Origin of the sequence: Photobacterium sp. GB-210 (assembly GCF_003026075.1) — a bacterium.
GTDB lineage: Bacteria > Pseudomonadota > Gammaproteobacteria > Enterobacterales > Vibrionaceae > Photobacterium.
Map to the genome: position 1 here is coordinate 122,269 of NZ_PYNU01000002.1, position 21,846 is coordinate 144,114.

General features: G+C 40.1%; 17 protein-coding genes and 5 tRNA genes. 9 read left to right on the top strand and 13 right to left on the bottom strand.

Annotated features, from left to right (window positions below):
• Positions 1–555: 555 nt before the first annotated feature.
• The 3 genes from pflA to focA form a co-directional block, all read right to left on the bottom strand.
• Positions 556–1,296, bottom strand: coding sequence for a pyruvate formate lyase 1-activating protein (gene pflA / locus C9J38_RS04230; RefSeq protein WP_107206011.1), 741 nt, complete (start codon positions 1,294–1,296; stop codon positions 556–558).
• Positions 1,297–1,607: 311 nt separating this feature from the next.
• On the bottom strand, positions 1,608–3,881 hold the full coding sequence (gene pflB, locus C9J38_RS04235) for a formate C-acetyltransferase (RefSeq protein WP_105059643.1): 2,274 nt from the start codon (positions 3,879–3,881) through the stop codon (positions 1,608–1,610).
• Positions 3,882–3,941: 60 nt separating this feature from the next.
• Positions 3,942–4,808 carry a formate transporter FocA gene (focA, locus tag C9J38_RS04240; RefSeq protein ID WP_107206012.1) on the bottom strand — a complete coding sequence of 289 codons (867 nt, stop codon included), beginning with the start codon at positions 4,806–4,808 and terminating at the stop codon, positions 3,942–3,944.
• A 908-nt stretch (positions 4,809–5,716) separates the two neighbouring features.
• On the opposite strand from focA, the gene C9J38_RS04245 reads away from it, so the two are divergent.
• From C9J38_RS04245 to C9J38_RS04260, 4 genes are all read left to right on the top strand, one after another.
• Positions 5,717–6,487, top strand: coding sequence for an ABC transporter ATP-binding protein (locus C9J38_RS04245; protein WP_107206013.1), 771 nt, complete (start codon positions 5,717–5,719; stop codon positions 6,485–6,487).
• 119 nt (positions 6,488–6,606) lie between these two features.
• The gene (locus C9J38_RS04250) at positions 6,607–7,383 is read left to right on the top strand and encodes an ABC transporter substrate-binding protein (protein ID WP_107206014.1); all 777 of its coding nucleotides are present in this window, start codon (positions 6,607–6,609) and stop codon (positions 7,381–7,383) included.
• A gap of 98 nt (positions 7,384–7,481) precedes the next feature.
• Complete coding sequence (locus C9J38_RS04255) at positions 7,482–8,222, top strand: ABC transporter permease (protein WP_107206459.1); 741 nt, start codon at positions 7,482–7,484, stop codon at positions 8,220–8,222.
• A gap of 5 nt (positions 8,223–8,227) precedes the next feature.
• On the top strand, positions 8,228–8,917 hold the full coding sequence (locus C9J38_RS04260) for an ABC transporter permease (protein ID WP_107206015.1): 690 nt from the start codon (positions 8,228–8,230) through the stop codon (positions 8,915–8,917).
• A 70-nt stretch (positions 8,918–8,987) separates the two neighbouring features.
• Here C9J38_RS04260 and grxB read toward each other — a convergent pair whose 3' ends face one another.
• The 3 genes from grxB to C9J38_RS04275 form a co-directional block, all read right to left on the bottom strand.
• A complete protein-coding gene (grxB, locus tag C9J38_RS04265) occupies positions 8,988–9,638 on the bottom strand; it encodes a glutaredoxin 2 (RefSeq protein WP_107206016.1) in 651 nt (216 codons plus the stop codon).
• A 66-nt stretch (positions 9,639–9,704) separates the two neighbouring features.
• The gene (xthA, locus tag C9J38_RS04270) at positions 9,705–10,511 is read right to left on the bottom strand and encodes an exodeoxyribonuclease III (protein WP_107206017.1); all 807 of its coding nucleotides are present in this window, start codon (positions 10,509–10,511) and stop codon (positions 9,705–9,707) included.
• 188 nt (positions 10,512–10,699) lie between these two features.
• Complete coding sequence (locus tag C9J38_RS04275; protein WP_107206018.1) at positions 10,700–11,461, bottom strand: SDR family NAD(P)-dependent oxidoreductase; 762 nt, start codon at positions 11,459–11,461, stop codon at positions 10,700–10,702.
• Positions 11,462–11,932: 471 nt separating this feature from the next.
• On the opposite strand from C9J38_RS04275, the gene C9J38_RS04280 reads away from it, so the two are divergent.
• On the top strand, positions 11,933–12,175 hold the full coding sequence (locus C9J38_RS04280) for a GlsB/YeaQ/YmgE family stress response membrane protein (protein ID WP_107206019.1): 243 nt from the start codon (positions 11,933–11,935) through the stop codon (positions 12,173–12,175).
• An 86-nt stretch (positions 12,176–12,261) separates the two neighbouring features.
• On the opposite strand, the gene C9J38_RS04285 is transcribed toward C9J38_RS04280, so the two are convergent.
• The 6 genes from C9J38_RS04285 to C9J38_RS04310 all read right to left on the bottom strand — a co-directional run bounded on the left by C9J38_RS04285 (position 12,262) and on the right by C9J38_RS04310 (position 14,796).
• A complete protein-coding gene (locus tag C9J38_RS04285; protein WP_107206020.1) occupies positions 12,262–13,896 on the bottom strand; it encodes a response regulator in 1,635 nt (544 codons plus the stop codon).
• Between the two features lie 209 nt (positions 13,897–14,105).
• Positions 14,106–14,190 (bottom strand) — tRNA-Tyr (locus C9J38_RS04290).
• A gap of 66 nt (positions 14,191–14,256) precedes the next feature.
• A tRNA-Tyr gene (locus tag C9J38_RS04295) sits at positions 14,257–14,341 on the bottom strand.
• A 68-nt stretch (positions 14,342–14,409) separates the two neighbouring features.
• Positions 14,410–14,494, bottom strand: a tRNA-Tyr gene (locus C9J38_RS04300).
• 66 nt (positions 14,495–14,560) lie between these two features.
• A tRNA-Tyr gene (locus C9J38_RS04305) sits at positions 14,561–14,645 on the bottom strand.
• 66 nt (positions 14,646–14,711) lie between these two features.
• A tRNA-Tyr gene (locus tag C9J38_RS04310) sits at positions 14,712–14,796 on the bottom strand.
• A 180-nt stretch (positions 14,797–14,976) separates the two neighbouring features.
• Between C9J38_RS04310 and C9J38_RS04315 the strand changes: the two genes are divergently transcribed.
• Complete coding sequence (locus C9J38_RS04315) at positions 14,977–16,062, top strand: efflux RND transporter periplasmic adaptor subunit (RefSeq protein WP_107206021.1); 1,086 nt, start codon at positions 14,977–14,979, stop codon at positions 16,060–16,062.
• Positions 16,062–19,172, top strand: coding sequence for a multidrug efflux RND transporter permease subunit (locus tag C9J38_RS04320; protein ID WP_107206022.1), 3,111 nt, complete (start codon positions 16,062–16,064; stop codon positions 19,170–19,172). The genes C9J38_RS04315 and C9J38_RS04320 overlap by 1 nt, the downstream gene beginning before the upstream one ends.
• A 42-nt stretch (positions 19,173–19,214) precedes the next feature.
• Here C9J38_RS04320 and C9J38_RS04325 read toward each other — a convergent pair whose 3' ends face one another.
• Positions 19,215–20,117 carry a beta-1,6-N-acetylglucosaminyltransferase gene (locus C9J38_RS04325; protein ID WP_107206023.1) on the bottom strand — a complete coding sequence of 301 codons (903 nt, stop codon included), beginning with the start codon at positions 20,115–20,117 and terminating at the stop codon, positions 19,215–19,217.
• Positions 20,118–20,254: 137 nt separating this feature from the next.
• Here C9J38_RS04325 and rluF point away from each other — a divergent pair, with 137 nt between their 5' ends.
• Together rluF and C9J38_RS04335 are read left to right on the top strand one after the other, a co-directional pair.
• Positions 20,255–21,328: a 23S rRNA pseudouridine(2604) synthase RluF gene (gene rluF, locus C9J38_RS04330; RefSeq protein WP_107206024.1), complete on the top strand. Its 1,074-nt coding sequence runs from the start codon at positions 20,255–20,257 to the stop codon at positions 21,326–21,328.
• A 121-nt stretch (positions 21,329–21,449) separates the two neighbouring features.
• Positions 21,450–21,761: a PTS fructose transporter subunit IIB gene (locus C9J38_RS04335; protein ID WP_107206025.1), complete on the top strand. Its 312-nt coding sequence runs from the start codon at positions 21,450–21,452 to the stop codon at positions 21,759–21,761.
• The last annotated feature ends 85 nt before the right edge of the window (positions 21,762–21,846 follow it).

Sequence of the window (21,846 nt, forward strand, 5' to 3'; positions counted from 1 at the left end):
GTGATATTGATGGTGTTGGTTTTAAATACTATAGATAAAGATGTATATAGTGACGCAATCGTTTGCTTTTCTTTTATACCATCATTTTATCATGGTTAATTTTATTTTTGTTGTTATAAATTGCTGCTGTTTTTGGTTGCGTTTTGTACCGTATATAAGATTTATTGAATGCGTTTTAGAGATAGGTAATAAAAGAATAAGAAAGTGGTTATTTAGTCACTAGAGCAGAAGCAGTATATCGATATATAGAGTAGAAGTATGAAGATGAATTTGGTGAATACTGTAAACTCTGGTTGCAATATTGGCTGTGTGTTTATTCATCATTACACTTTAAAATTTGATATATATCAAAATCATTAAAAATATTAAAGGAAGCTATCAATGAACGAGCCAGTGACTACGTTGAAACATACAGCACCACTTTCGATTGGCATTATGTTATTTTTTATCACCTTTTTGACGATTATTTTGCCATTATCCCGTTAAGATAGTTACCGTTTAACACGTATTAAAAAGCGAGCTAATGCTCGCTTTTTGTATTTTTTGTTGAGTGGATTAGTACATCACTTTATGGCCATAACTAGAAAGGATTTCTTTAATCGCTTCCATGGTTTCTTTTTTCGGTGGTTTCACACCGGCTAACGGGTATTCAAAGCCCATAGCTTCCCACTTGTGCTCACCGAGTTGATGGTAAGGAAGTAGTTCGATCTTCTCGATATTGTCCATATCTTTTATGAACTCACCAAGTTGATGTGCAGAATGTTCGTCATCGGTGTAACCCGGAACAACAACATAACGGATCCAAGTTTTTTGACCGCGTTGGTGCAGGTAACGAGCAAAGTCGAGTACGCGTTTATTGGAAACACCAACCAGATTTTGGTGAACACCATCATCCATTTGCTTAAGATCTAGCATCACAAGATCCGTTGCGTCTAACACTTCATCAACCACATCAGTATGTTTGCGAATATAACCGTTGGTATCTAAGCAGGTATGGATCCCTTCAGCTTGCGCAGCACGGAAAAAGTCACGAACAAATTCAGGTTGAAGCATTGCTTCGCCACCAGAAGCAGTAACACCGCCGCCAGATGAATTCATAAAGTGACGGTATGATTTCGCTTCATGCATAAGTTCGTCTACCGTAGCTTCACGACCACCATGAGTATCCCATGTATCACGGTTATGACAGTACTGACAGCGCATTAAGCAACCTTGCAGAAAAACAATAAAACGGATACCAGGTCCATCGACGGTTCCGCAAGATTCAAATGAGTGAATACGACCTATTGCTGACATTGATTACTTCTCCGCATGCTGCGTTTATTTGAGTGTTATTTTATTACAAACCACTAGGGTATTGTAGCGAAATATCGGGATGGAAATTAGGGGTATTCTCTTATTTTGTGTCAATTTATCGCTAACTTATAAAAATTTGGAGAGATGACTTTATTGGTAATAGATATGTTGTAATTATTAAAAAATCTGCATTGAGTCGATAAACAATAGCGAGGCTTGTGGGGAAGATATGTAGACATAAAAAAACCGGCCATTAAGACCGGTTTTTATCAGGAAACAAGTTTCCTACATACTAAACTGTACGCTCTATATTATAGAGATGCAGTGAAAGTACGAGAGATAACGTCAGCTTGCTGCTCTGGCGTTAGAGAGTTAAAACGCACTGCGTAACCCGATACACGGATAGTTAGCTGTGGGTATTTCTCTGGGTTTTTAACTGCGTCTTCAAGCGTTTCGCGGTTAAGAACGTTAACGTTTAGGTGTTGACCACCTTCAATGCCAGACTCATGGTGGAAGTAACCATCCATTAGGCCTGCAAGGTTGTTTTCTTGAGTATCAAGATCTTTACCTAGCGCGTTTGGTACGATAGAGAATGTGTAAGAAATACCATCTTTAGCGTGAGCAAATGGTAGTTTACCTACAGATGTTAGAGATGCTACAGCACCTTTCTCATCACGACCGTGCATTGGGTTAGCACCTGGTGCGAAAGGAGCACCTGCACGACGACCGTCTGGTGTGTTACCCGTCTTCTTACCGTACACAACGTTAGATGTGATAGTTAGGATAGACTGAGTTGGGATCGCATCACGGTACATTTTGTGAGTACGGATCTTGTTCATGAAGCGCTCAACTAGGTCACAAGCGATGTCATCTACGCGAGCATCGTTGTTACCGAATTTAGGGTAGTCGCCTTCGATTTCGAAGTCGATTGCAATACCGTCTTCATCACGGATTGGTTTAACTTTTGCGTATTTGATAGCTGATAGTGAGTCAGCTGCAACAGAAAGACCAGCGATACCACAAGCCATTGTACGCTTGATGTCACGATCGTGTAGAGCCATTAGCGATGCTTCGTAGCTGTACTTGTCGTGGCTCCAATGGATAGCGTTAAGTGCTGCAACGTAAGTTGTTGCTAACCAATCCATGAAGTGATCTAGGCGATCCATAGTATCTGTGTAGTCAAGAACTTCAGCAGTTACTTTTTCAGTCTTAGGACCTACTTGAATCTTAAGCTTCTCATCTACACCGCCGTTGATTGCATAAAGCATAGTCTTAGCAAGGTTAGCACGAGCACCGAAGAACTGCATTTGCTTACCAACAACCATTGGAGATACACAACAAGCGATTGCGTAATCGTCAGAGTTCATGTCTGGACGCATTAGGTCATCATTTTCGTACTGGATAGAAGATGTATCGATAGATACCTTCGCACAGAACTTCTTGAAGCCTACAGGTAGTTTTTCAGACCAAAGAACAGTGATGTTTGGCTCTGGAGAAGGACCCATAGTGTATAGGCTGTTTAGGAAACGGAAGTTAGTACGTGTAACTAGTGTACGACCGTCAAGACCCATACCACCCATTGATTCTGTTGCCCAGATTGGGTCGCCAGAGAATAGCTCATCGTACTCAGGCGTACGTAGGAAACGAACCATACGTAGTTTCATTACGAAGTGGTCGATCATTTCTTGCGCTTGTGCTTCAGTGATCTTACCAGCGGCGATATCACGCTCGATGAAGATGTCTAGGAAAGTCGAAGTACGACCTAGAGACATTGCAGCACCGTTTTGTGATTTAACAGCAGCTAGGTAGCCGAAGTAAGTCCACTGGATAGCTTCTTGTGCAGTAACAGCTGGAAGTGAGATATCACAACCGTACTTAGCAGCCATCTCTTTGATTTGACCAAGTGCACGGTGCTGTTCGCAAATTTCTTCACGGCGTTGCATCGTCATCTGAAGGTCTTCACCATTCAAAAACTCTTCTTCTAGAGAAGCGAATTGAGCTAGTTTTTCCTTCATTAGGTAATCAATACCGTAAAGTGCTACGCGGCGGTAGTCACCAATGATACGACCACGGCCGTATGCATCAGGAAGACCAGTTAGAACACCAGACTTACGACACTTAAGGATTGAAGGCGTGTAAACATCGAAAACACCTTGGTTGTGTGTTTTACGTAGTTCAGAGTAAACCTTGTTAAGCATAGGGTCTAATTCACGACCGTATACTTTGCATGAATTTTCGATCATGCGGATACCACCGTTAGGGATCAAAGCACGCTTAAGAGGCGCGTCAGTTTGAAGACCAACAATAGTTTCTAGTTCTTTCTCAATGTAACCTGCATCATGTGCAGTGATAGTAGAGGCAACATCTGTATCAAAATCAACAGGTGCGTGAGTCGCGTTTTCCTGTTTGATGCCTTCCATTACAGCGTCCCAAAGTTTCGCTGTAGCTGGAGTTGCTTCTGTTTCAAGGAAAGAGCCGTCACCCTCGTAAGGAGTGTAGTTCTTTTGGATAAAGTCACGAACGTTTACTTCGTTCTGCCAATCACCAGCTGTAAAGCCTTCCCATCCAGCAAATTGCTCTGCCATTGTATACCTACCTATCTATCTATTTCAGTAGAAAAAAATACCTGTTACCGACGTTAGAACTTAGTGCTTTTTATTGCCGTTAAGTTCCGGACGACGATGAATAACCCAGTATGTGAGACCAACTAAGAAACCACCACCAATAATGTTACCTATAGTGACTGGAATTAAGTTGTTCATAATAAAATTGTTAACTGTTAAATCTGCGAACTGTGAAGGGGCTACGCCCGTCATTGTCCAAAATTCTGGCGATGCAAAGTTATGGATAACGATGCCCATTGGGATCATAAACATATTTGCAATACTGTGCTCAAAACCACAAGCAACAAACATAGCAACAGGTAATAGCATAACCATGATTTTATCTGTTGCGCTTCGGCAAGAGTATGTCATCCATACGGCTAGACACACCATTAAGTTACATAACATACCAAGTATTACGGCTTGACCGAAGGTATGGTGCAGTTTGTGCTGAGCTATTTTCATCGCGGTAATACCCCATTGGCCATTATCGCCAAGGTGTTGTTTTGCTAGCCAAATGCAAATTACGAAGAATGACGCGCCGATGAAGTTACCAACATAAACAACAACCCAATTTCGTAATAATTGACCAGTAGTAATTCGATTACTTGCGCGAGCAACAGTGATGAGAACAGAAGAAGTGAAAAGCTCGCCGCCGCAAATAACGACTAAAATAAGGCCAAGGCTGAATGCTAATGCACCAACGAATTTTGCCATACCCCATGGCATATCGCCTGCACCTGTAGTTACCGTTGTGTAGAACACAAATGCAATAGAGATGAATACACCAGCGGTAATCGCTAAGAAGAAAGATTGTAGTGGGTGCTTAGTTGCTTTGTAAACACCGACTTCTTCAGCTTTTTTTGCCATTGCTGGTGGCATTAACGAGTCGAAAGAATTATTTTCCATTTTCTCAGGTGCTCTTTAATTGAGTTGAAGTGAGATTTAATTCGCTGAGGAGATAATACCAAAGGTGACGCATCATATATTTGACCTAGATCATTGCTGTGAAAATTTATAACAAAATTAGACATTTTGTTATATCTCTCATGATTGTAAATTATTGAAAATTAACGATATAATTTTTTTGATAAAACTAAAGAAAATTTTAATGTAATTTTATTACATTTGGCTGGTCTTTAAATACCAAAAAAGAATAGTTGTTATTTATCATGTGTTTGTTGTTTTTTTGGGTTTTATTTAACGTATGTGAGACATTAAATAAAACCAATATATTCAAAAATAATTTAATTGTTACTGAAAAATATGAATAGCCTCTTTTAATGTAACGCCATTTTGTTTTTATTGTTAAAGGTCACAAAAAAAAGGCGAGATAATTAATATGATGACTTACAAGGATATGCAAATTTGAGTCATTTTTATTCTTCAAACAAACATAGCAGAGTAATATTAGAATGCGAATTTTATGGCATTCTCGACCTTGTTAAAAAATACTATAAAGATATCCGCTATTTTTTCGTCAATGTTGAGTCAATAAAATAGACATAAAATAAAATATTGCTCAAATCTTACCAGTTAGTCTTTTGTCCTTCATTTATATCACCCAAAAAAGGCTGTTCTCCTGCTTATAAGAAAAATGAATATAAAAACAGAACTGAGTATTTATGCTATTTATGTGGGTATAATGGCAGGTTATGGTGCTGTTTGATATATGTTGGTTAGGTTAATGAAATGTTGCAATCATGAATTTCAGATGATACTTTCAAAAAAGATGATTTTTAATGAAATGTCGTGCTTTGCTATAGAATTGGCAAACGAGTAGTAGATGATTTCTAAAGGGACAGGAGTATGCGCACATGAAGGATGACGTGGCGCTAGAAATTAAGAACCTGCATAAATCTTTTGGTGACAATGAAGTATTAAAAGGTATTTCGCTGACGGCAAGAAGAGGAGATGTCGTTTCGATTATTGGCTCATCAGGCTCAGGAAAGAGTACTTTTTTACGTTGTGTCAATTTACTTGAAACCCCTACTCAAGGCGAAATTTGGGTTAATGGTGAATTGATTAAAATGCACAATAATCGTCGCGGTGAATATTTACCTGTTGATGATAAACAAGTTCAACGCATTCGTGCCCGTTTAGCCATGGTATTTCAAGGATTTAATCTGTGGTCTCATATGACAGTATTACAGAATGTGATTGAAGCGCCGATACATGTGCTCGGTGTCCCTAAAGCAGAAGCGATTGAAAAAGCGGAAGCCTTACTCAAAAAAGTGGGCTTATTTGAACGCCGTAATTATTATCCAGCCCATTTATCTGGTGGTCAGCAGCAGCGTGCAGCAATTGCGCGAGCCCTTGCTGTTGATCCTGAAGTGATGCTGTTTGATGAACCGACATCGGCCTTAGATCCTGAATTGGTGGGTGAGGTATTAGGTGTAATGCAAGATTTAGCGCAAGAAGGCCGTACCATGCTGGTAGTCACTCATGAAATGGCTTTTGCTCGCGATGTATCCAATCACGTGATGTTCTTACACCAAGGCCTTGTTGAAGAGCAAGGTCATCCCGATAAGCTATTTACCCAGCCTGAATCTGAAAGATTGCAGCAATTTATTTCGTCTATTTACTAAACTTAGGGTTATCGATTAAGACATAGAGGCTAACCCTCTGTGATTAGATAACCGTACAAATAGTACAAGGTTCACAGCATGGCTTGGTGTGAACAATTAAACGTAGCAGGAGAAGCGATATGAAAAAATGGATTTTAGCCGCAACATTAATTTCAGCGATGGGTTCATCAGCAGTACAAGCAAAAGAGTGGAAAGAAGTGCGTTTTGGTATTGAAGGCGCTTACCCTCCTTTTAGCTGGACTGAGCCAAACGGTGAGCTGAAAGGTTTTGATGTGGATATGGCAAACGCGCTTTGTACGCAAATGCAGGTCAAATGTAAAATTGTAGCCCAAGATTGGGATGGTATTATTCCATCACTGCTTGCTCGTAAATACGATGCAATCATCGCTGCAATGTCTATTACCGAAGAGCGTAAAAAGAAAATCGACTTTACTGGTAAGTATGCTCTTATCCCGAACAAGTTTGTTGCCAAAAAAGGTACCGAGCTCGACTTCACTAAAGAAGGGCTTAAAGGTGTGAAAATTGGTGTTCAACGTGCAACGACTCATGACAAATACTTAACGGATAATTTCGGAGAGTCTGTTGAAATCGTTCGTTATGGCTCATTTGACGAAGCTTACCTAGATTTAAAAGCCGGCCGTATTGCTAGCGTATTGGGTGATGCATCAGCATTAGAAGAAGGTTTGCTAAATAAAGACGGTGGTGAAGGTTTTGAATTTATCGGCCCATCATTAACAGATCCTAAATGGTTCGGTGAAGGTTTTGGTATTGCCGTGCGTAAACAAGACAAAGATCTAACCAAAAAACTGGATGAAGCAATTCTTGCACTGCGTGAAAACGGTCAATACAAGCAGATCGCTGATAAGTATTTCAAATATGATGTTTACGGTCAGTAAGTCATAAATGAATAAAGAGCACCTAGCTTCTAGTTTGGCTAGTTCGTCAAAGGGCTAAGCTAAGTGCTCTCTTATTCGAACAATGAAGGAGTATGACGTTGTTCGATTTATATGGATATGGATGGTCTTTAGCTCAAGGGGCGATGATAACAATACAAGTGGCACTGCTTTCTCTTTTATTAGCAGCAACACTGGGTATGTTAGGCGCTTTAGCGAAACTCTCACCTTACCGTTGGGCGCGTGCTATCGCCACACTTTACACCACGGTGATCCGTGGTATTCCTGATTTAGTATTGATGATGCTGATTTTCTTCGGTGGTCAAATGCTACTTAATGATAGCTTGTATAATATTAATGAATGGTTGAATAATTCTTTTACTCAATCTGATCCTAACCACGAATGGACAAGTTACCTTCCTGATTATATCGAGATCAGCCCCTTTGTTGCTGGTGTTCTGACAATAGGCTTTATTTTTGGTGCTTATATGGCAGAAACCTTTAGAGGCGCGATCTTAGCGGTAGATAAAGGTGAACTTGAAGCGGGTAAAGCCTATGGCATGAGTGCATTTTTATCCTTTCGTCGAATTTTACTGCCTCAAATGATCCGTCATGCTTTACCTGGCTTTGGTAATAACTGGTTAGTGTTATTAAAAACCACCGCACTGGTTTCTATCATTGGTTTAGATGACATGGTGCGTAAAGGGGCATTGGCTGCAGGAACCACTCAAAAACCGTTTACCTTCTATTTTACTATTGCGGTTGTATTTTTGATCTTCACCTCTATTTCCACCTTGGTACTGAATTGGGCCGAGCGTAAATACAGTATTCCGACGAGGTAGAGCCGATGGACTTTAGTATCTTTACAGAAAGCTGGGAAATCTATCTAGAAGGTTTCTACACTACAGTGTGGATGGTTACCGTTTCGCTAGTGATCGGTTTAATTTGCGCGATCCCCATTGGAATGATGCGAAATAGCAGTAATAAATTTATTGCGTTTCCAGCTTGGGCATATATTTATTTCTTTCGTGGTACGCCGCTATTGATTCAGCTTTATCTTATTTATTACGGATTAAGCCAAGTTATCAATGTTCAGGGCACAATGTGGCAAGAAGCATGGTTCTGTGCGTTAGTTGCTTTCATTTTAAATACTGCCGCATACACCGCTGAAATTATTCGAGGCTCTATTAATAGTATGCCGCAAGGTGAGATAGAGGCGGCGAAAGCTTATGGTATGGGCCCATTTCAAGCGCTTCGTCGTATTATTCTTCCTAGTGCATTACGACGAGCGTTACCTGCATACAGTAATGAAGTGATCTTCATGGTTCATGGCTCAGCCGTTGCCGGTATTGTGACGATTGTTGATTTAACAGGGGCCGCGAGAATTGTAAACTCTCGTTACTACGCGCCGTTTGAATCTTTCTTGTTTGCTGGGCTTTGTTACATGGTGCTGACGTTTGTCATAATCTGGGTATTTAAAAAACTTGAAGCGCGGTATTTACGCCATTTACAGCCATTAACTGAAATAACAGATTAATAAAGTTGAATAGAAAAAGCTCAGCATGCTAATGATAGATGCTGAGCTTTTTGTTTTATCAGCGCTTTTTTTACACCGCCACATCATCATAAAGTGGGACTGAAGTCAGTGCTGCGACTTCATCAATGTATTGACGTACGCGAGTTGGGTATTGGATCCCTTTCACGACAGTTAAATTACGTAGCATTGGAAATAGATGAATATCATCATAGCTAAGCTGGTTGCTTCGCTCAGAAGGCAGTGTTACCCATTCCAATGTTTGCAGCGCTTTATTGGTCAGCTCAATGTAGTGCGAAGAGTCTTCAAAGGCTCTTTCAAAGCTGACGGATAACATTGGCGTTTTTTTGTTGTAGAACCACGTTTTTGCTTCTTCAACCTGAAACTCTGGTAGATCTATTTTTAGCCAGCGTGGGTAGAGTAGGTAGGGTACACAATCTCGTGCTGCTTCAGCCCATTGTACTAATTCATCTTGATGTACTTCCGGCGCTAAAACAGGACTGCCATCGTTGTTGTCGATAAATTTGACGACATCTAGGCTCTCAGCCATATAGCTACCATCTGGCTTTTGTAAAATAGGTACCATGTTAGCGCCTACTTTTTCGATTCGTGCATCAATATCGTGGTTTTGTAGGTAAACCAATTCAATATCGGCTTTTTTTAAGCCCGCAATCATCATTGCTTTTACGCAGAAAGGGCAATGATCAAATACAAACAGCTTCATAATTAGTCCCTTGTGGTGAAGTAGAGTGAAGATAAAAAAGGTGAGTAGAAACTCACCTTTTATTAATTATTTAAAGACTGACCAAATAGGTGCGTGATCAGAGGGTTTTTCGATACCACGTAATTCGTAGTCGATATCGGACTCAATGCAGCGCTCAGCCAGTGATGGTGTGGCAAGAATAACATCAATGCGTAGACCTCGGTTATCAACAAAGCCTTTCGAGCGGTAGTCAAACCATGAGTATTTATCATCGACGGTTGGGTGAAGTTGACGGAAAGTATCGACAAAACCCCAGTCTAGCAAGGTTTGTAACCACTCACGCTCAATTGGTTGGAATGAGCACTTACCTGTTTTTAGCCAGCGTTTAGCATTAGCAGGACCAATACCGATATCTAAATCCGTAGGGCTGATATTAATATCGCCCATCACGATCAATTCTTCATCGTTAGTGTGGGCCGTATTTAGGTAATTCATCAGATCAGCGTAGAATTTCTCTTTTGCAGGAAATTTTGTTTCGTGCTTAATATTATCGCCCTGTGGGAAATAACCGTTCATGACAGTGATGTTCTTGCCATTGTCTTGCTTAAAGGTGGCCATGATCATTCGACGTTGGGCATCTTCATCATCGGTTGGGAACCCTTTTTGTACGCTAATTGGCTCTTGCTTACATAGCATTGCAACACCGTAATGGGCTTTTTGACCATGGAAGTAAACTTTGTAGCCCATCGCTTCAACATCCGCTAAAGGGAAGGCTTCATCATGAACTTTGATTTCTTGTAAGCCGATCACATCCGGCTGATGCTTTTCAATTAAGGCTTGAAGTTGGTGAAGGCGAGCGCGTAGCCCATTGATATTGAAGGAGATAACTTTCATCATTTATTCCGATTTCTGTCAGTTTTTAATTACGGATAAGCAAAGATACTAACATAGATATTTAACGCTGGTAGAGCCTATTTCTTTTAAATAAACGATGAGGTTAATCGATATAAAGCGAAGGTAAGAGGAATAAATGAAGGCGACGAGAAAGATAAAGAGCCGCCTTCGGTAGGTGTTATTTATGATTATGCAACGATTTTAGGTTGACCGTCAGAAGCGGTAACACCACCATCTACAGGTAGGTTAACACCGTTTACAAAGCTGGCATCATCACTTGCTAAGAAGCTCATTACCGCTGCGACTTCTTCAGGCTCTGCTGCACGACCAAGCGGAATACGTTCGTTAAATTTATTACGAATATCTTCCGGCCAGCCATTAGTCATATTGGTTTTCACTAGGCTTGGGCATACAGAGTTAACACGCACACCTTGTAGGCCAAAATCCAGTGCAAGTACACGAGTTAAGTTAACAATAGCGCCTTTAGATACGCAGTAGTAAGCTGCGCCCCAGTCAGCACCTAAACCAGAAACAGAGGCATTATTAACAATGCAGCCTTTGCTTTTGATTAAGTGAGGTAATGCATATTTAGAGCAGTAAATAGCACCATTAATATTTACGCTAGAGATCTTCTCCCAATCTTGAATGCTACCGTCTAATATTGTGCCTGGAATATGTACGCCAGCATTATTGATTAAGATGTCAATCTTATTGAAATTCTTAATGGTCTGATCAATAAGGTTTTTTACTTCAGCTTCATTTGAAACATCGGTTTTAACACACAGTGTTTTTTCTGAAATTAGCTCACTGTGTACTTTATCTAGTGCGTCCTGATAAAGGTCTGCTAGAACGACAATTGCGCCTTCAGAGGCAAAACGGTGTGCCGCAGCTTTACCCATACCATTACCCGCACCTGTGATAATGACAACTTTTCCTTCAAATCTGTTCATAGCTAGCTCTTACATCATACAAATAGTGTCACTATATTAAGTCTCTCACGGATACGCGTTTGTGATGAAGATCACTTATTTTTTTAGGTACCGAGAAGGGATGAATAGCTAAAGATAATGTTGTTTTTTCTGAAATATATTTAAACAATCTGTTTACATACCCCTCGTGGTAAGTCTGTCAAATAAATAAATCAGTGTTTTATTGCTTTGAGGAAGAATTTAATATTAATGGGTTGATGAAATATAGTTATTAAAAATCAATATATTAGATTGTTAATAACAGTCTGTTTTTAGCTAGAAGTTTAGGTCATGATAAAAAGAGATAAAAAATGAGTACTTTACTTGTACTGAGTGAGTTATCAGGTCTATGCTGAATGAATACGAAATACTCAAACATGTTGTTTTAAAAAGTATTTTTATCAATATGGTGCAGTAATTACCTTGTTACTGCCACGGACGAAGGAAAATATCATGTCTATTATCACTTGGATTATTGTTGGCCTTATAGCAGGTGCACTCGCTAAATGGTTGATGCCTGGAAATGATGGTGGCGGTTGGATTGCAACATGTGGCTTAGGTATTGCTGGTTCTTTTGCTGGTGGTTTCCTTGGTTCACTGTTGGGTATAGGTGCGTCGGGTCTGCTTGGTACTATTATTATTTCCACCGTCGGTGCTTTAGTGCTGCTATTTATCTATAACCGATTTATTCGTTAATTGACGATTGAGTCATGCGAAAAAGCCTAACGTAGTATGTGTTCGTTTAGAAACTACTTAGGTTAGGCTTTTATTTTCCGTCGTTATTATATGACCTGTGGAGAGGATAATTTCGCTATTAAGGATTTTCTCCAATCCGCTAACGGTTGTGGTAACTCGATGGTTTTTAGTTGTTTTAAGCTTTTTTGAATATCAGAGTGATTGTAAGCCTTTTGATTGAGTAAACTTTCACAATAACCAAGCATTGCCTCACTACACTGTGGGTAATCATGTAAAATCGTTTGATATAGCGCACCAGCTCGTTTGGGATCTTGTATCAAATTAGCTTTTGCTGTTTCTAAATGGCTTACAAGTAAACGTACATTTTCAATAATGAGTTGTTTCTCTTTTAATTCATTTAAACGGTGCTGACTGTGTTCATCGAGTTCAGATCGTGTCATTAATACTTGGTATATCTCTCCAATTAAACGGCTTTCACCATAACTGATTAGCATAGGAAGTGCTTCGATCATGACTATTGACGGAGCTTGAAGCATCACACCGAAAAATGGACTTAATCCTTTTAGTAAACGCCTTTTGGATTTTTGGATCTTTTTATCTATGTGGTAGAGACGAGCCAGTGCAATATTGGCGAAGGCGTCTAAATGTTGCTTTTTTTCACCCTGTAATCTTAGCTGAGCTAAGTGATGGATATCTTTAATAGCAGTGTGTAGTCGATGATTATGCTGGTTTGATAATTGGTTTGTGTAAATTTGCTCGAAAATAGCGGTATATTCAGCAAAGTGTACTAGCCATAACTTATCAATAATCGGTAGATGTGTTGCTAATGTTTTCCCTGCCTGCAGAAAGTTATCAATATCATTCATATCTGCAGATAATTGAGCAACAGTTAAAGCTCGATGCGGTATGGTTGGTGTTAAGGTGAGTACCTGCATGGCGACTTCTTGAGCTTTATCGACTTGGTTATTTTGTTGATAAAGGGACGCTAGTTCATCATAAGCAAAGACACAAAGAGGGACATGCTTAATTAACCGTTTTAGTCGGTTAATCGCTTCGAGGTGATAGCCTTTCTTTGTCGCAAGTTTTGCTTCAATCAATGATAACTTATGGTGTTGAGAGTGTTGCTTAAATAAAAGTAATAATTGCTCTGCTTGCTGCCATTGTTTTATTTCGATAAGTAGCTCTAGTAAAAGCGTTTCTATATGCAGATTATGGCCTTGCTCTCGGAGTAAATGACGGCATAACTGTATTGCTTGTTGATGATCTTGCTTGTCTAAAGCTTGATATATTGGCTCTCTGTGTAAGCAAACTTTATAGACACTGATCACTCGTTGTTTTAAGGTGCCGACGTTAATGGGTTTGGTAAGAAAACAATCAGGCTCTATTCCCATTGTGGTTGAAATGACTTCAGGTGAGTGATCTCCAGAAAAAAAGATGATTCCACAATTTGAACGAATAAGGTTTTGCTGTCTGAGTAAAGACAGTAACTCACCACCATTAATATTTTGATTAAGATGGAAATCAAACAAAATAAGATCATAACGCTGGGTTTGGCATAACTGAATAGCGTGTTGGTAACAGGTCGCGATATCAATTGATTTGATCGCAATTTTATCTAAGACACTTTTAACGAGTTGAGCAGAAGAGAGCTGATCATCTACGATGAGTACTTTTATGGTGTTCCACTTTTCTTGTTCTAATTCCGTGAAACCCAAAGCCATATACTATCCATTTAATTGTTATTATTGATGTTTATGATATTTAATATGCATGTTGTTCATTATTAAATGTCATGAATAAAAGTAATCATATAATGAAATTATAGCAATTTTTTTACGTACAAATTTAGAACTTAGATGGGAAATATTTAAGGGGGAGTAAAGGTATAGATAGAAAAAAAACCAGCAGCCTGAGCTACTGGTTTAAATGATGGTGGTGGGGGAAGGATTCGAACCTTCGAAGGCAGTGCCGGCAGATTTACAATCTGCTCCCTTTGGCCACTCGGGAACCCCACCACGGGGTATTGCTATATTTGGCTTTTGCCAGAAAAGACGTCAGTGACGACAACTTTTCAAATTAGATGGTGGTGGGGGAAGGATTCGAACCTTCGAAGGCAGTGCCGGCAGATTTACAATCTGCTCCCTTTGGCCACTCGGGAACCCCACCACGGGGTATTGCTTATTATTTGGCTTTCGCCAGAAAAGATGTCAGTGGCGACAGCTTTTCAAATTAGATGGTGGTGGGGGAAGGATTCGAACCTTCGAAGGCAGTGCCGGCAGATTTACAATCTGCTCCCTTTGGCCACTCGGGAACCCCACCACGGGGTATTGCTATATTTGGCTTTCGCCAGAAAAGACGTCAGTGGCGACAACTTTTCAAATTAGATGGTGGTGGGGGAAGGATTCGAACCTTCGAAGGCAGTGCCGGCAGATTTACAATCTGCTCCCTTTGGCCACTCGGGAACCCCACCACGGGGTGTTGCTATATTTGGCTTTCGCCAGAAAAGACGTCAGTGGCGACAGCTTTTCAAATTAGATGGTGGTGGGGGAAGGATTCGAACCTTCGAAGGCAGTGCCGGCAGATTTACAATCTGCTCCCTTTGGCCACTCGGGAACCCCACCACAAGTGCGGGGCGGATAATAGCAAACATTCGGATCCTGTAAAGACTTTTCTTTTAAATACTGAGTGTTTGCCTGAATTTTCATCAGATTACCAATTGTTGCTTATATTTACATTTCTTGACGTTGCTAAACCGTAGATTCAGATATGATTGCGGCAGGATTATTTATGGTGTGTTGATAATGAAAAAAATGGCCGTAGCAGTATTAGTAACTGCAGTGTTATCTGGTAGTTACTTCTACTTTCATGGAACTTCTCATGCTGCGCAAGAAAAGAAGGATGCGCGATCAAGCCGTGTTGTGAGTGTCACGACGGGAACGGTTTCTTCTATGCCTATCGCTCAATCACTTTCTTTAACTGGAAAGTTGCAAGCTGAGCACTCTGTAAATATTGCAGCAGAAACATCTGCACAGATTAAAAACATCGAGGTTAAACCAAATCAACGTGTTCAAAAAGGCACGCTATTAATTCAACTTAATGATGACAAAGCAAAAGCGGCTTTTGATGAAGCTCTAGCCTATTTCAATGACGAGCAACGTAAATTAAACGAATTTAAACGCTTAGTGAAACGTGGAGCTATCACTCAAACAGAAATTGATGCGCAGACGACCAGTGTCAATATCGCTCAAGCTCGTTTAAAAGCGGCGCGTGCTGAGCTTAATGATTATATGATCCGTGCGCCTTTTAATGGCACAGTTGGACTCTTTGATTTCAGCCAAGGTCATCGTGTTGCTGAAGGCGTGGAACTGTTGACGTTTGACGATCTTTCGACAATGCGATTAGACATTCCTGTTCCTGAACAATATCTCTCACACCTTATACCGGGAATGAAAGTTATCGCAACAAGCCAAGCATGGCCTGATCGTGTGTTTAATGGTGAAGTACAAGCGATTGATTCACGTGTTCAAACCGATTCTTTAAATATCAAAGTTCGAGTGGTATTTGATAACAAAGATAATTCACTTAAGCCTGGCATGCTGTTAGCGGCAGATATAGGTTTTGTCCCACAACCTAAAGCGGTAATTCCAGTTCAAGCGATTGAATACTCAGGAACTAAACGCTTTATCTACCTTGTTGACGATAAACAAAAAGTCCATCGAACTGAAGTGGAGCTTGGTGCCCGTATTGATAATACCGTGGTCGTTAATAAGGGGGTAGAGATTGGCGATCGTATTGTTGTTCAAGGATTAGTGAATATGCGAGATGGAATAAAAGTTTCGGATATAACAGCAACAAAGAATGATTCACAGCATGGAGCAAGTAGTTAATGTGGTTATCAGACATTTCGGTTAAACGCCCTGTTGTTGCCATTGTTTTAAGCTTATTGCTGTGTGTGTTTGGTGTGGTGTCTTTCTCTAAATTAGCCATAAGAGAAATGCCTGATGTAGAAAGCCCTGTTGTTACCGTGATGACTACATATGACGGCACATCTGCGACGGTAATGGAAAGCCAAGTTACTACTCCGATCGAAGATGAGTTGTCAGGTATTAGTGGCATTGACAACATCACCTCGATAACACGAAATGGCATGTCACGTATTTCGATTGAATTTTCGATGGATTGGGACCTTACCGAAGGTGTCAGTGATGTGCGTGATGCGGTTGCCCGTGCTCAACGACGTCTACCGGATGATGCGAGCGATCCTATTGTGTCGAAAGACAATGGTTCAGGTGAGCCTGCCGTTTATATCAATTTATCCTCATCAGAGATGGATCGTACGCAGTTAACGGATTACGCCCAGCGAGTATTGGAAGATCGTTTCAGCTTAATTAATGGGGTGAGTTCAGTCAGTTTAAGTGGTGGCCTGTATAAGGTGATGTACCTAAAACTGAAACCTGAATTAATGGCAGGTCGCGGTGTTACCACCAAAGATATTATTGACGCGTTACGTGATGAAAACGTTGAATTACCTGGTGGTGAAGTACGTAATGACCAAACTGTGATGGCTGTGCGAACGGCCCGTTTATATCGCACGGCTAATGATTTTAAATACCTGACAGTTAGAACCACAGAAAATGGTACGCCGATTTACTTAAAAGATGTGGTTGATGTTGCGATTGGTGCAGAAAACGAAAATTCAACCTTTAAAAGCAACGGAGTCGTTAACTTAAGTTTGGGTATTGTCACTATGTCTGATGCTAACCCATTAGAAGTGGCAAAAGATGTTCGCGCAGAAGTCGCGCGAATGCAGAAGTTCTTACCGGAAGGGACAAGTTTAACGGTTGATTATGATGCGACGGTATTTATAGATCGCTCAATCAGTGAAGTGTACAGCACATTATTAGTCACGGGTGCTTTGGTTATTTTGGTGCTTTATGTCTTTATTGGACAAGCACGCGCAACCTTAATTCCAGCGGTAACGGTGCCAGTATCGTTAATTTCAGCGTTTATTACCGCGTATTTCTTTGGCTTTTCAATCAACTTGCTGACCTTAATGGCATTAATTCTTGCTATTGGGTTGGTGGTCGATGATGCCATTGTGGTGGTTGAGAATATTTTCCATCACATGCAGCGCGGTGAATCACCATTGCTTGCCGCTTTTAAAGGTACCCGTGAAGTGGGGTTTGCGGTGATTGCGACCACAGCGGTACTGGTGATGGTGTTCTTACCGATTTCCTTTATGGAAGGCATGGTAGGGCGCTTATTTACTGAGTTCTCAGTATTGCTTGCGATGGCGGTCATCTTCTCTTCATTAATTGCGTTAACTTTAACGCCTGTAATGGGGAGTAAAATCTTAAAAGCCAATGTAAAACCAACTCGCTTTAACCTATGGGTGAATCGTCAGTTTGATAAGCTTGAAAATGTCTACCGCAAAGGTGTTACGTTTGCGGTTAAAAAACGCTTTATCGCACCGATTGTTGTATTAGCGTGTATTGGCGCAAGTGCCGCGTTGATGAAGGTGATCCCTGCTCAATTAGCGCCACAAGAAGATCGCGGTGTATTGTTTGCCTTTGTAAAAGGTGCAGAAGGTACTAGTTATAACCGTATGATCGGCAATATGGATGAAGTTGAAAGCCGTTTGTTGCCAATGTTGGGTAAAGGCGTATTGAAATCTGTCAGTATTCAATCACCCGCGTTCGGTGGTCGAGCTGGAGATCAAACTGGTTTTGTGATCATGCAGTTAGAAGATTGGCAAGATCGCAGTGTGTCGGCACAACAAGCATTAGGCATGGTGAGTAAAGCACTAACGGGGATTCCTGATGTGCGTGTTATTCCAATTATGCCAGGCTTTCGCGGTGGTTCTTCTGAGCCAGTTCAATTTGTGCTCGGTGGCTCTGATTATCAAGAGTTGTTTAAGTGGGCTTCGGAGCTAAAACACATTGCAGAAGACAGCCCAATTATGGAAGGGGTTGATTTAGATTATGCAGAAACGACGCCTGAGTTAATGGTTAATATTGATCGTCAACGTGCGGCGGATTTAGGTATTCCAGTTTCAGATATTGCAGAAACATTGGAAGTGATGTTGGGCGGACGAAGTGAAACTACTTTTGTTGAGCGTGGTGAAGAATACGATGTTTACCTGCGTGGTGACGAGAATCGTTTTAATAGCTCTGCTGATCTTAGTCAGATTTATTTACGTGCGAAAAATGGTCAACTTGTCACGCTTGATACCGTTGCTTCGATTGATGAAGTCGCTTCAGCGCAGAAGCTTAGCCATAACCAGAAACAGAAATCGATCACGTTAACGGCGAATTTGTCTGAAGGTTACACCTTAGGGGAAGCGTTGGATTTCTTGGATCAACAAGCGATAGAGAAGTTGCCATCGGATATAACTATTAACTATGCGGGAGAGTCGAAAGACTTTAGAGACAATCAAAGCAGTATTGCCATTGTCTTTGGTTTAGCTTTGCTAGTGGCTTACTTAGTTCTTGCTGCGCAGTTTGAAAGCTTTGTAAACCCGCTGGTGGTGATGTTGACAGTTCCTATGGGGATCTTCGGTGGCTTAGCAGGGTTATGGTTAATGGGGCAAGGGCTCAATATCTACAGTCAAATTGGTATGATCATGCTTATTGGTATGGTAACTAAAAACGGTATTCTGATTGTAGAATTTGCTAACCAATTGCGTGATAAAGGTGTTGAGTTTGAACAAGCGATCATTGATGCGTCAGTACGTCGTCTGCGTCCAATATTGATGACTGCATTTACGACTTTATTTGGCGCAATTCCGCTGATTATCTCGACGGGAGCGGGGGCTGAAAGCCGTATCTCTGTGGGGACAGTGGTGTTCTTCGGTATGGCGTTCGCGACCTTAGTGACCTTGTTTGTTATTCCTGCAATGTACCGTTTAATGGCTGGAAAGACGAAATCACCGGGTTATGTCGAAAGCTTGTTAGAAAAAGAGCTGCAGCATGATTATGTGGGTCGTATAAATCACTAAGCTTTTTCTTAAAAAAAAAAAGAGCCACAGAAGTGGCTTTTTTTATAAATATTCTTTATTCCAGTTTAGCAGTGTTTCCTCATTTACTTTTCGTGCAAAAAAAAGATTTTTATTATTTAGTTTTTTTTCTTTTAAATCGTTTATTCTTAGATATTTTGGAGAGCTTTCTCCATTATCGAAAACGATATAATGTAGATTATCTTTGACTATTTCATCTGAAGGAATATATTTATATATTAGCATTTGAAAAAAGTGTTCATCCGCACAGCTTGTATATTTAAAATTATTCAGTAAACAGTCATCTATCTTTTCATATATAATGTCTAAATGTGATGATTTTAATGTAAGCCATTGAGATCCAATGTGAATTTCACTTTCATTGAAGTTTTTTCTTTTTATTTTTAATTTCTTTTGAATAGTGGTTAATATCTTTGAGGTTAGGCGTAAGTATAAGCTTCTATTTTTTTTGTTTTCTCTGAAAAAGTTAAAATAATTTATTCGCCATAAGTAATTTGTGGCATCATTACTATAATCGACAAAAGACTTATTATTATTGTTTAAAAAAATTTTTAACTTATTTGAAGTTTGTAATAAACAATCTTCACCACTGATTAAGCAAAAAAAGTCATAATTAATTTTCATTGTTTTTATTAATGATATGATTTTTAAAGTAGCCATTACTTGGCTAAATCCTGACCAATTAACATCAACACGATCTTTAATAACTATTACATTATGAATATTATGATATTTTTTATAAATATTGTTAAATAAAAAATCTGATTTTTTATCTACATGAATAAAAACATAATCATTATCTGATAGTTTGAGAGAGTTTATTAGACTATCAATTTGATTTAAGTTTTTATGGCATTGAATGCCATATATTATATTCATCTTACGATCCATATTTAATTTATTGAGTTTAAATGATAAATCTAGCATCAAATAAGTTCAACACCTTGCACTACCTCTTTAGTGAGCAATCAGTTAAACTTCAGCATAGATAACTATCGAGTAATTAAACTGCATGTTTGCAGTTTTTACCCTGATCGTCCTAAAGCCCTTTATAGAAGAAAACCATGTCACAGAATCCAACTGAACAGCAGAGCCCAAAAGGGGTTCGTCTTAATAAATTCATTAGTGATACAGGCTATTGCTCACGCCGTGAGGCGGACAAGCTGATTGATCAGGGACGCGTCACTATCAATGGTCAAAAACCAGAGATGGGCGTACGCGTAATGGATAACGATGATGTGCTTATTGATGATAAGCCACTTCGTAGCAAAGAGCGTCCAATTTATATCGCGCTAAATAAGCCAACTGGGATCACCTGTACCACCGAACGTCATATCGAAGGTAACATCGTTGATTTTATTGGTCACCGCAAGCGTATTTTCCCTATTGGTCGTTTAGATAAGCCATCAGATGGCTTGATCTTCTTAACGAATGATGGCGACATCGTTAATAAAATCCTACGTGCGGGTAACTCTCACGAAAAAGAATATGTAGTCCGTGTTGATAAAGTGATCACGCCAGAATTCTTAGAGAAAATGGCATCAGGTGTTGAGATCTTAGATACGGTAACCCTACCTTGTAAGGTAACGAAAGAAACGAATTTCTCTTTCCGTATTGTGCTAACTCAAGGTTTGAACCGTCAGATCCGTCGTATGTGTGAAGCGCTTGGTTATGAAGTGTATAAACTTCGCCGTGTACGCATTATGAACATCACGATTGATGGATTACCTAATGGTAAGTGGCGTTACTTAACTGATGATGAAATCGGTGAAATTAACCGTTTAATTGCACAATCATCAGGTACTGAAGAAGCATCAAAAGTTGATGCTGAAGGTCGTAAAATTGCTAAAGCCACTGATGCGAAACTTTACGATCACCGCCAGCAAGAAGCGCGTAATGAAAAGCGTGCTCAAGAAAAAGCGTTTAAAACCTACAGTGGTACGGGGGAATTTACTCGTCGTCCTGGTGGTCAGCGTCAAAATCGCCGCAATGAAGAAGGTGGTGAAGCGCGCCAACAGCGTGGTCAGGGACGTAATGATAATCGTCGTCCAGCGCGTCCTTCAGATCGTGATTCAAAACCAAGTTTTGGTGGTAAAAGTACTGGCATCAAAAAGTGGAAATCTAAAAGAGAAGATTAATACACTTAAATAGATAAATAACGCCCTTTAGTTTTCTATACATTCTCTAGACAGAGTAGATAGTTTAAAGGGCGTTTTTATTTGTAGTCGTTACTCGCGATGATATTGATAAGGAAAGAGCATGAAAATTGTTGCTGTAACAGCTTGTCCTACGGGGATCGCCCATACTTACATGGCAGCAGATGCGCTAAATAAAATGGCTCATAAAATGGGAATTCAGATCCACGTTGAAACCCAAGGTGCGATGGGGATTGAAGATCAGTTAACACTGCAAGATATAGCTAAAGCAGATTTAACCTTGATTGCTTCAGATATTGAAGTAGAGCAGCGTAGCCGATTCACAGGCAGTAAAATCCATTGTGTTACTATTGAAGAGGTCTTGGTTGATCCAGAAGCTGTGCTAAAACGTTGCCAGCAATTAATTACCCAATAGCAGAGCATTACGATGTTGGAAAGGCGCCTTACGTTCTATTGTGGTCATAGTGGATTACCCCTTTATCAGTTAGACAAATTGAAAA

Excerpts from the sequence above, each read along its gene's own strand:
- C9J38_RS04280 (WP_107206019.1), top strand. The coding sequence starts at position 11,933 with ATGTCTATTATCACTTGGATTATTGTTGGCCTTATAGCAGGTGCACTC.
- C9J38_RS04250 (WP_107206014.1), top strand. The coding sequence starts at position 6,607 with ATGAAAAAATGGATTTTAGCCGCAACATTAATTTCAGCGATGGGTTCA.
- pflB (WP_105059643.1), bottom strand. The coding sequence starts at position 3,881 with ATGGCAGAGCAATTTGCTGGATGGGAAGGCTTTACAGCTGGTGATTGG.
- C9J38_RS04320 (WP_107206022.1), top strand. The coding sequence starts at position 16,062 with ATGTGGTTATCAGACATTTCGGTTAAACGCCCTGTTGTTGCCATTGTT.
- C9J38_RS04315 (WP_107206021.1), top strand. The coding sequence starts at position 14,977 with ATGAAAAAAATGGCCGTAGCAGTATTAGTAACTGCAGTGTTATCTGGT.
- C9J38_RS04245 (WP_107206013.1), top strand. The coding sequence starts at position 5,717 with ATGAAGGATGACGTGGCGCTAGAAATTAAGAACCTGCATAAATCTTTT.
- C9J38_RS04325 (WP_107206023.1), bottom strand. The coding sequence starts at position 20,117 with ATGCTAGATTTATCATTTAAACTCAATAAATTAAATATGGATCGTAAG.
- xthA (WP_107206017.1), bottom strand. The coding sequence starts at position 10,511 with ATGAAAGTTATCTCCTTCAATATCAATGGGCTACGCGCTCGCCTTCAC.
- rluF (WP_107206024.1), top strand. The coding sequence starts at position 20,255 with ATGTCACAGAATCCAACTGAACAGCAGAGCCCAAAAGGGGTTCGTCTT.
- C9J38_RS04275 (WP_107206018.1), bottom strand. The coding sequence starts at position 11,461 with ATGAACAGATTTGAAGGAAAAGTTGTCATTATCACAGGTGCGGGTAAT.
- grxB (WP_107206016.1), bottom strand. The coding sequence starts at position 9,638 with ATGAAGCTGTTTGTATTTGATCATTGCCCTTTCTGCGTAAAAGCAATG.
- C9J38_RS04260 (WP_107206015.1), top strand. The coding sequence starts at position 8,228 with ATGGACTTTAGTATCTTTACAGAAAGCTGGGAAATCTATCTAGAAGGT.
- focA (WP_107206012.1), bottom strand. The coding sequence starts at position 4,808 with ATGGAAAATAATTCTTTCGACTCGTTAATGCCACCAGCAATGGCAAAA.
- C9J38_RS04285 (WP_107206020.1), bottom strand. The coding sequence starts at position 13,896 with ATGGCTTTGGGTTTCACGGAATTAGAACAAGAAAAGTGGAACACCATA.
- C9J38_RS04335 (WP_107206025.1), top strand. The coding sequence starts at position 21,450 with ATGAAAATTGTTGCTGTAACAGCTTGTCCTACGGGGATCGCCCATACT.
- pflA (WP_107206011.1), bottom strand. The coding sequence starts at position 1,296 with ATGTCAGCAATAGGTCGTATTCACTCATTTGAATCTTGCGGAACCGTC.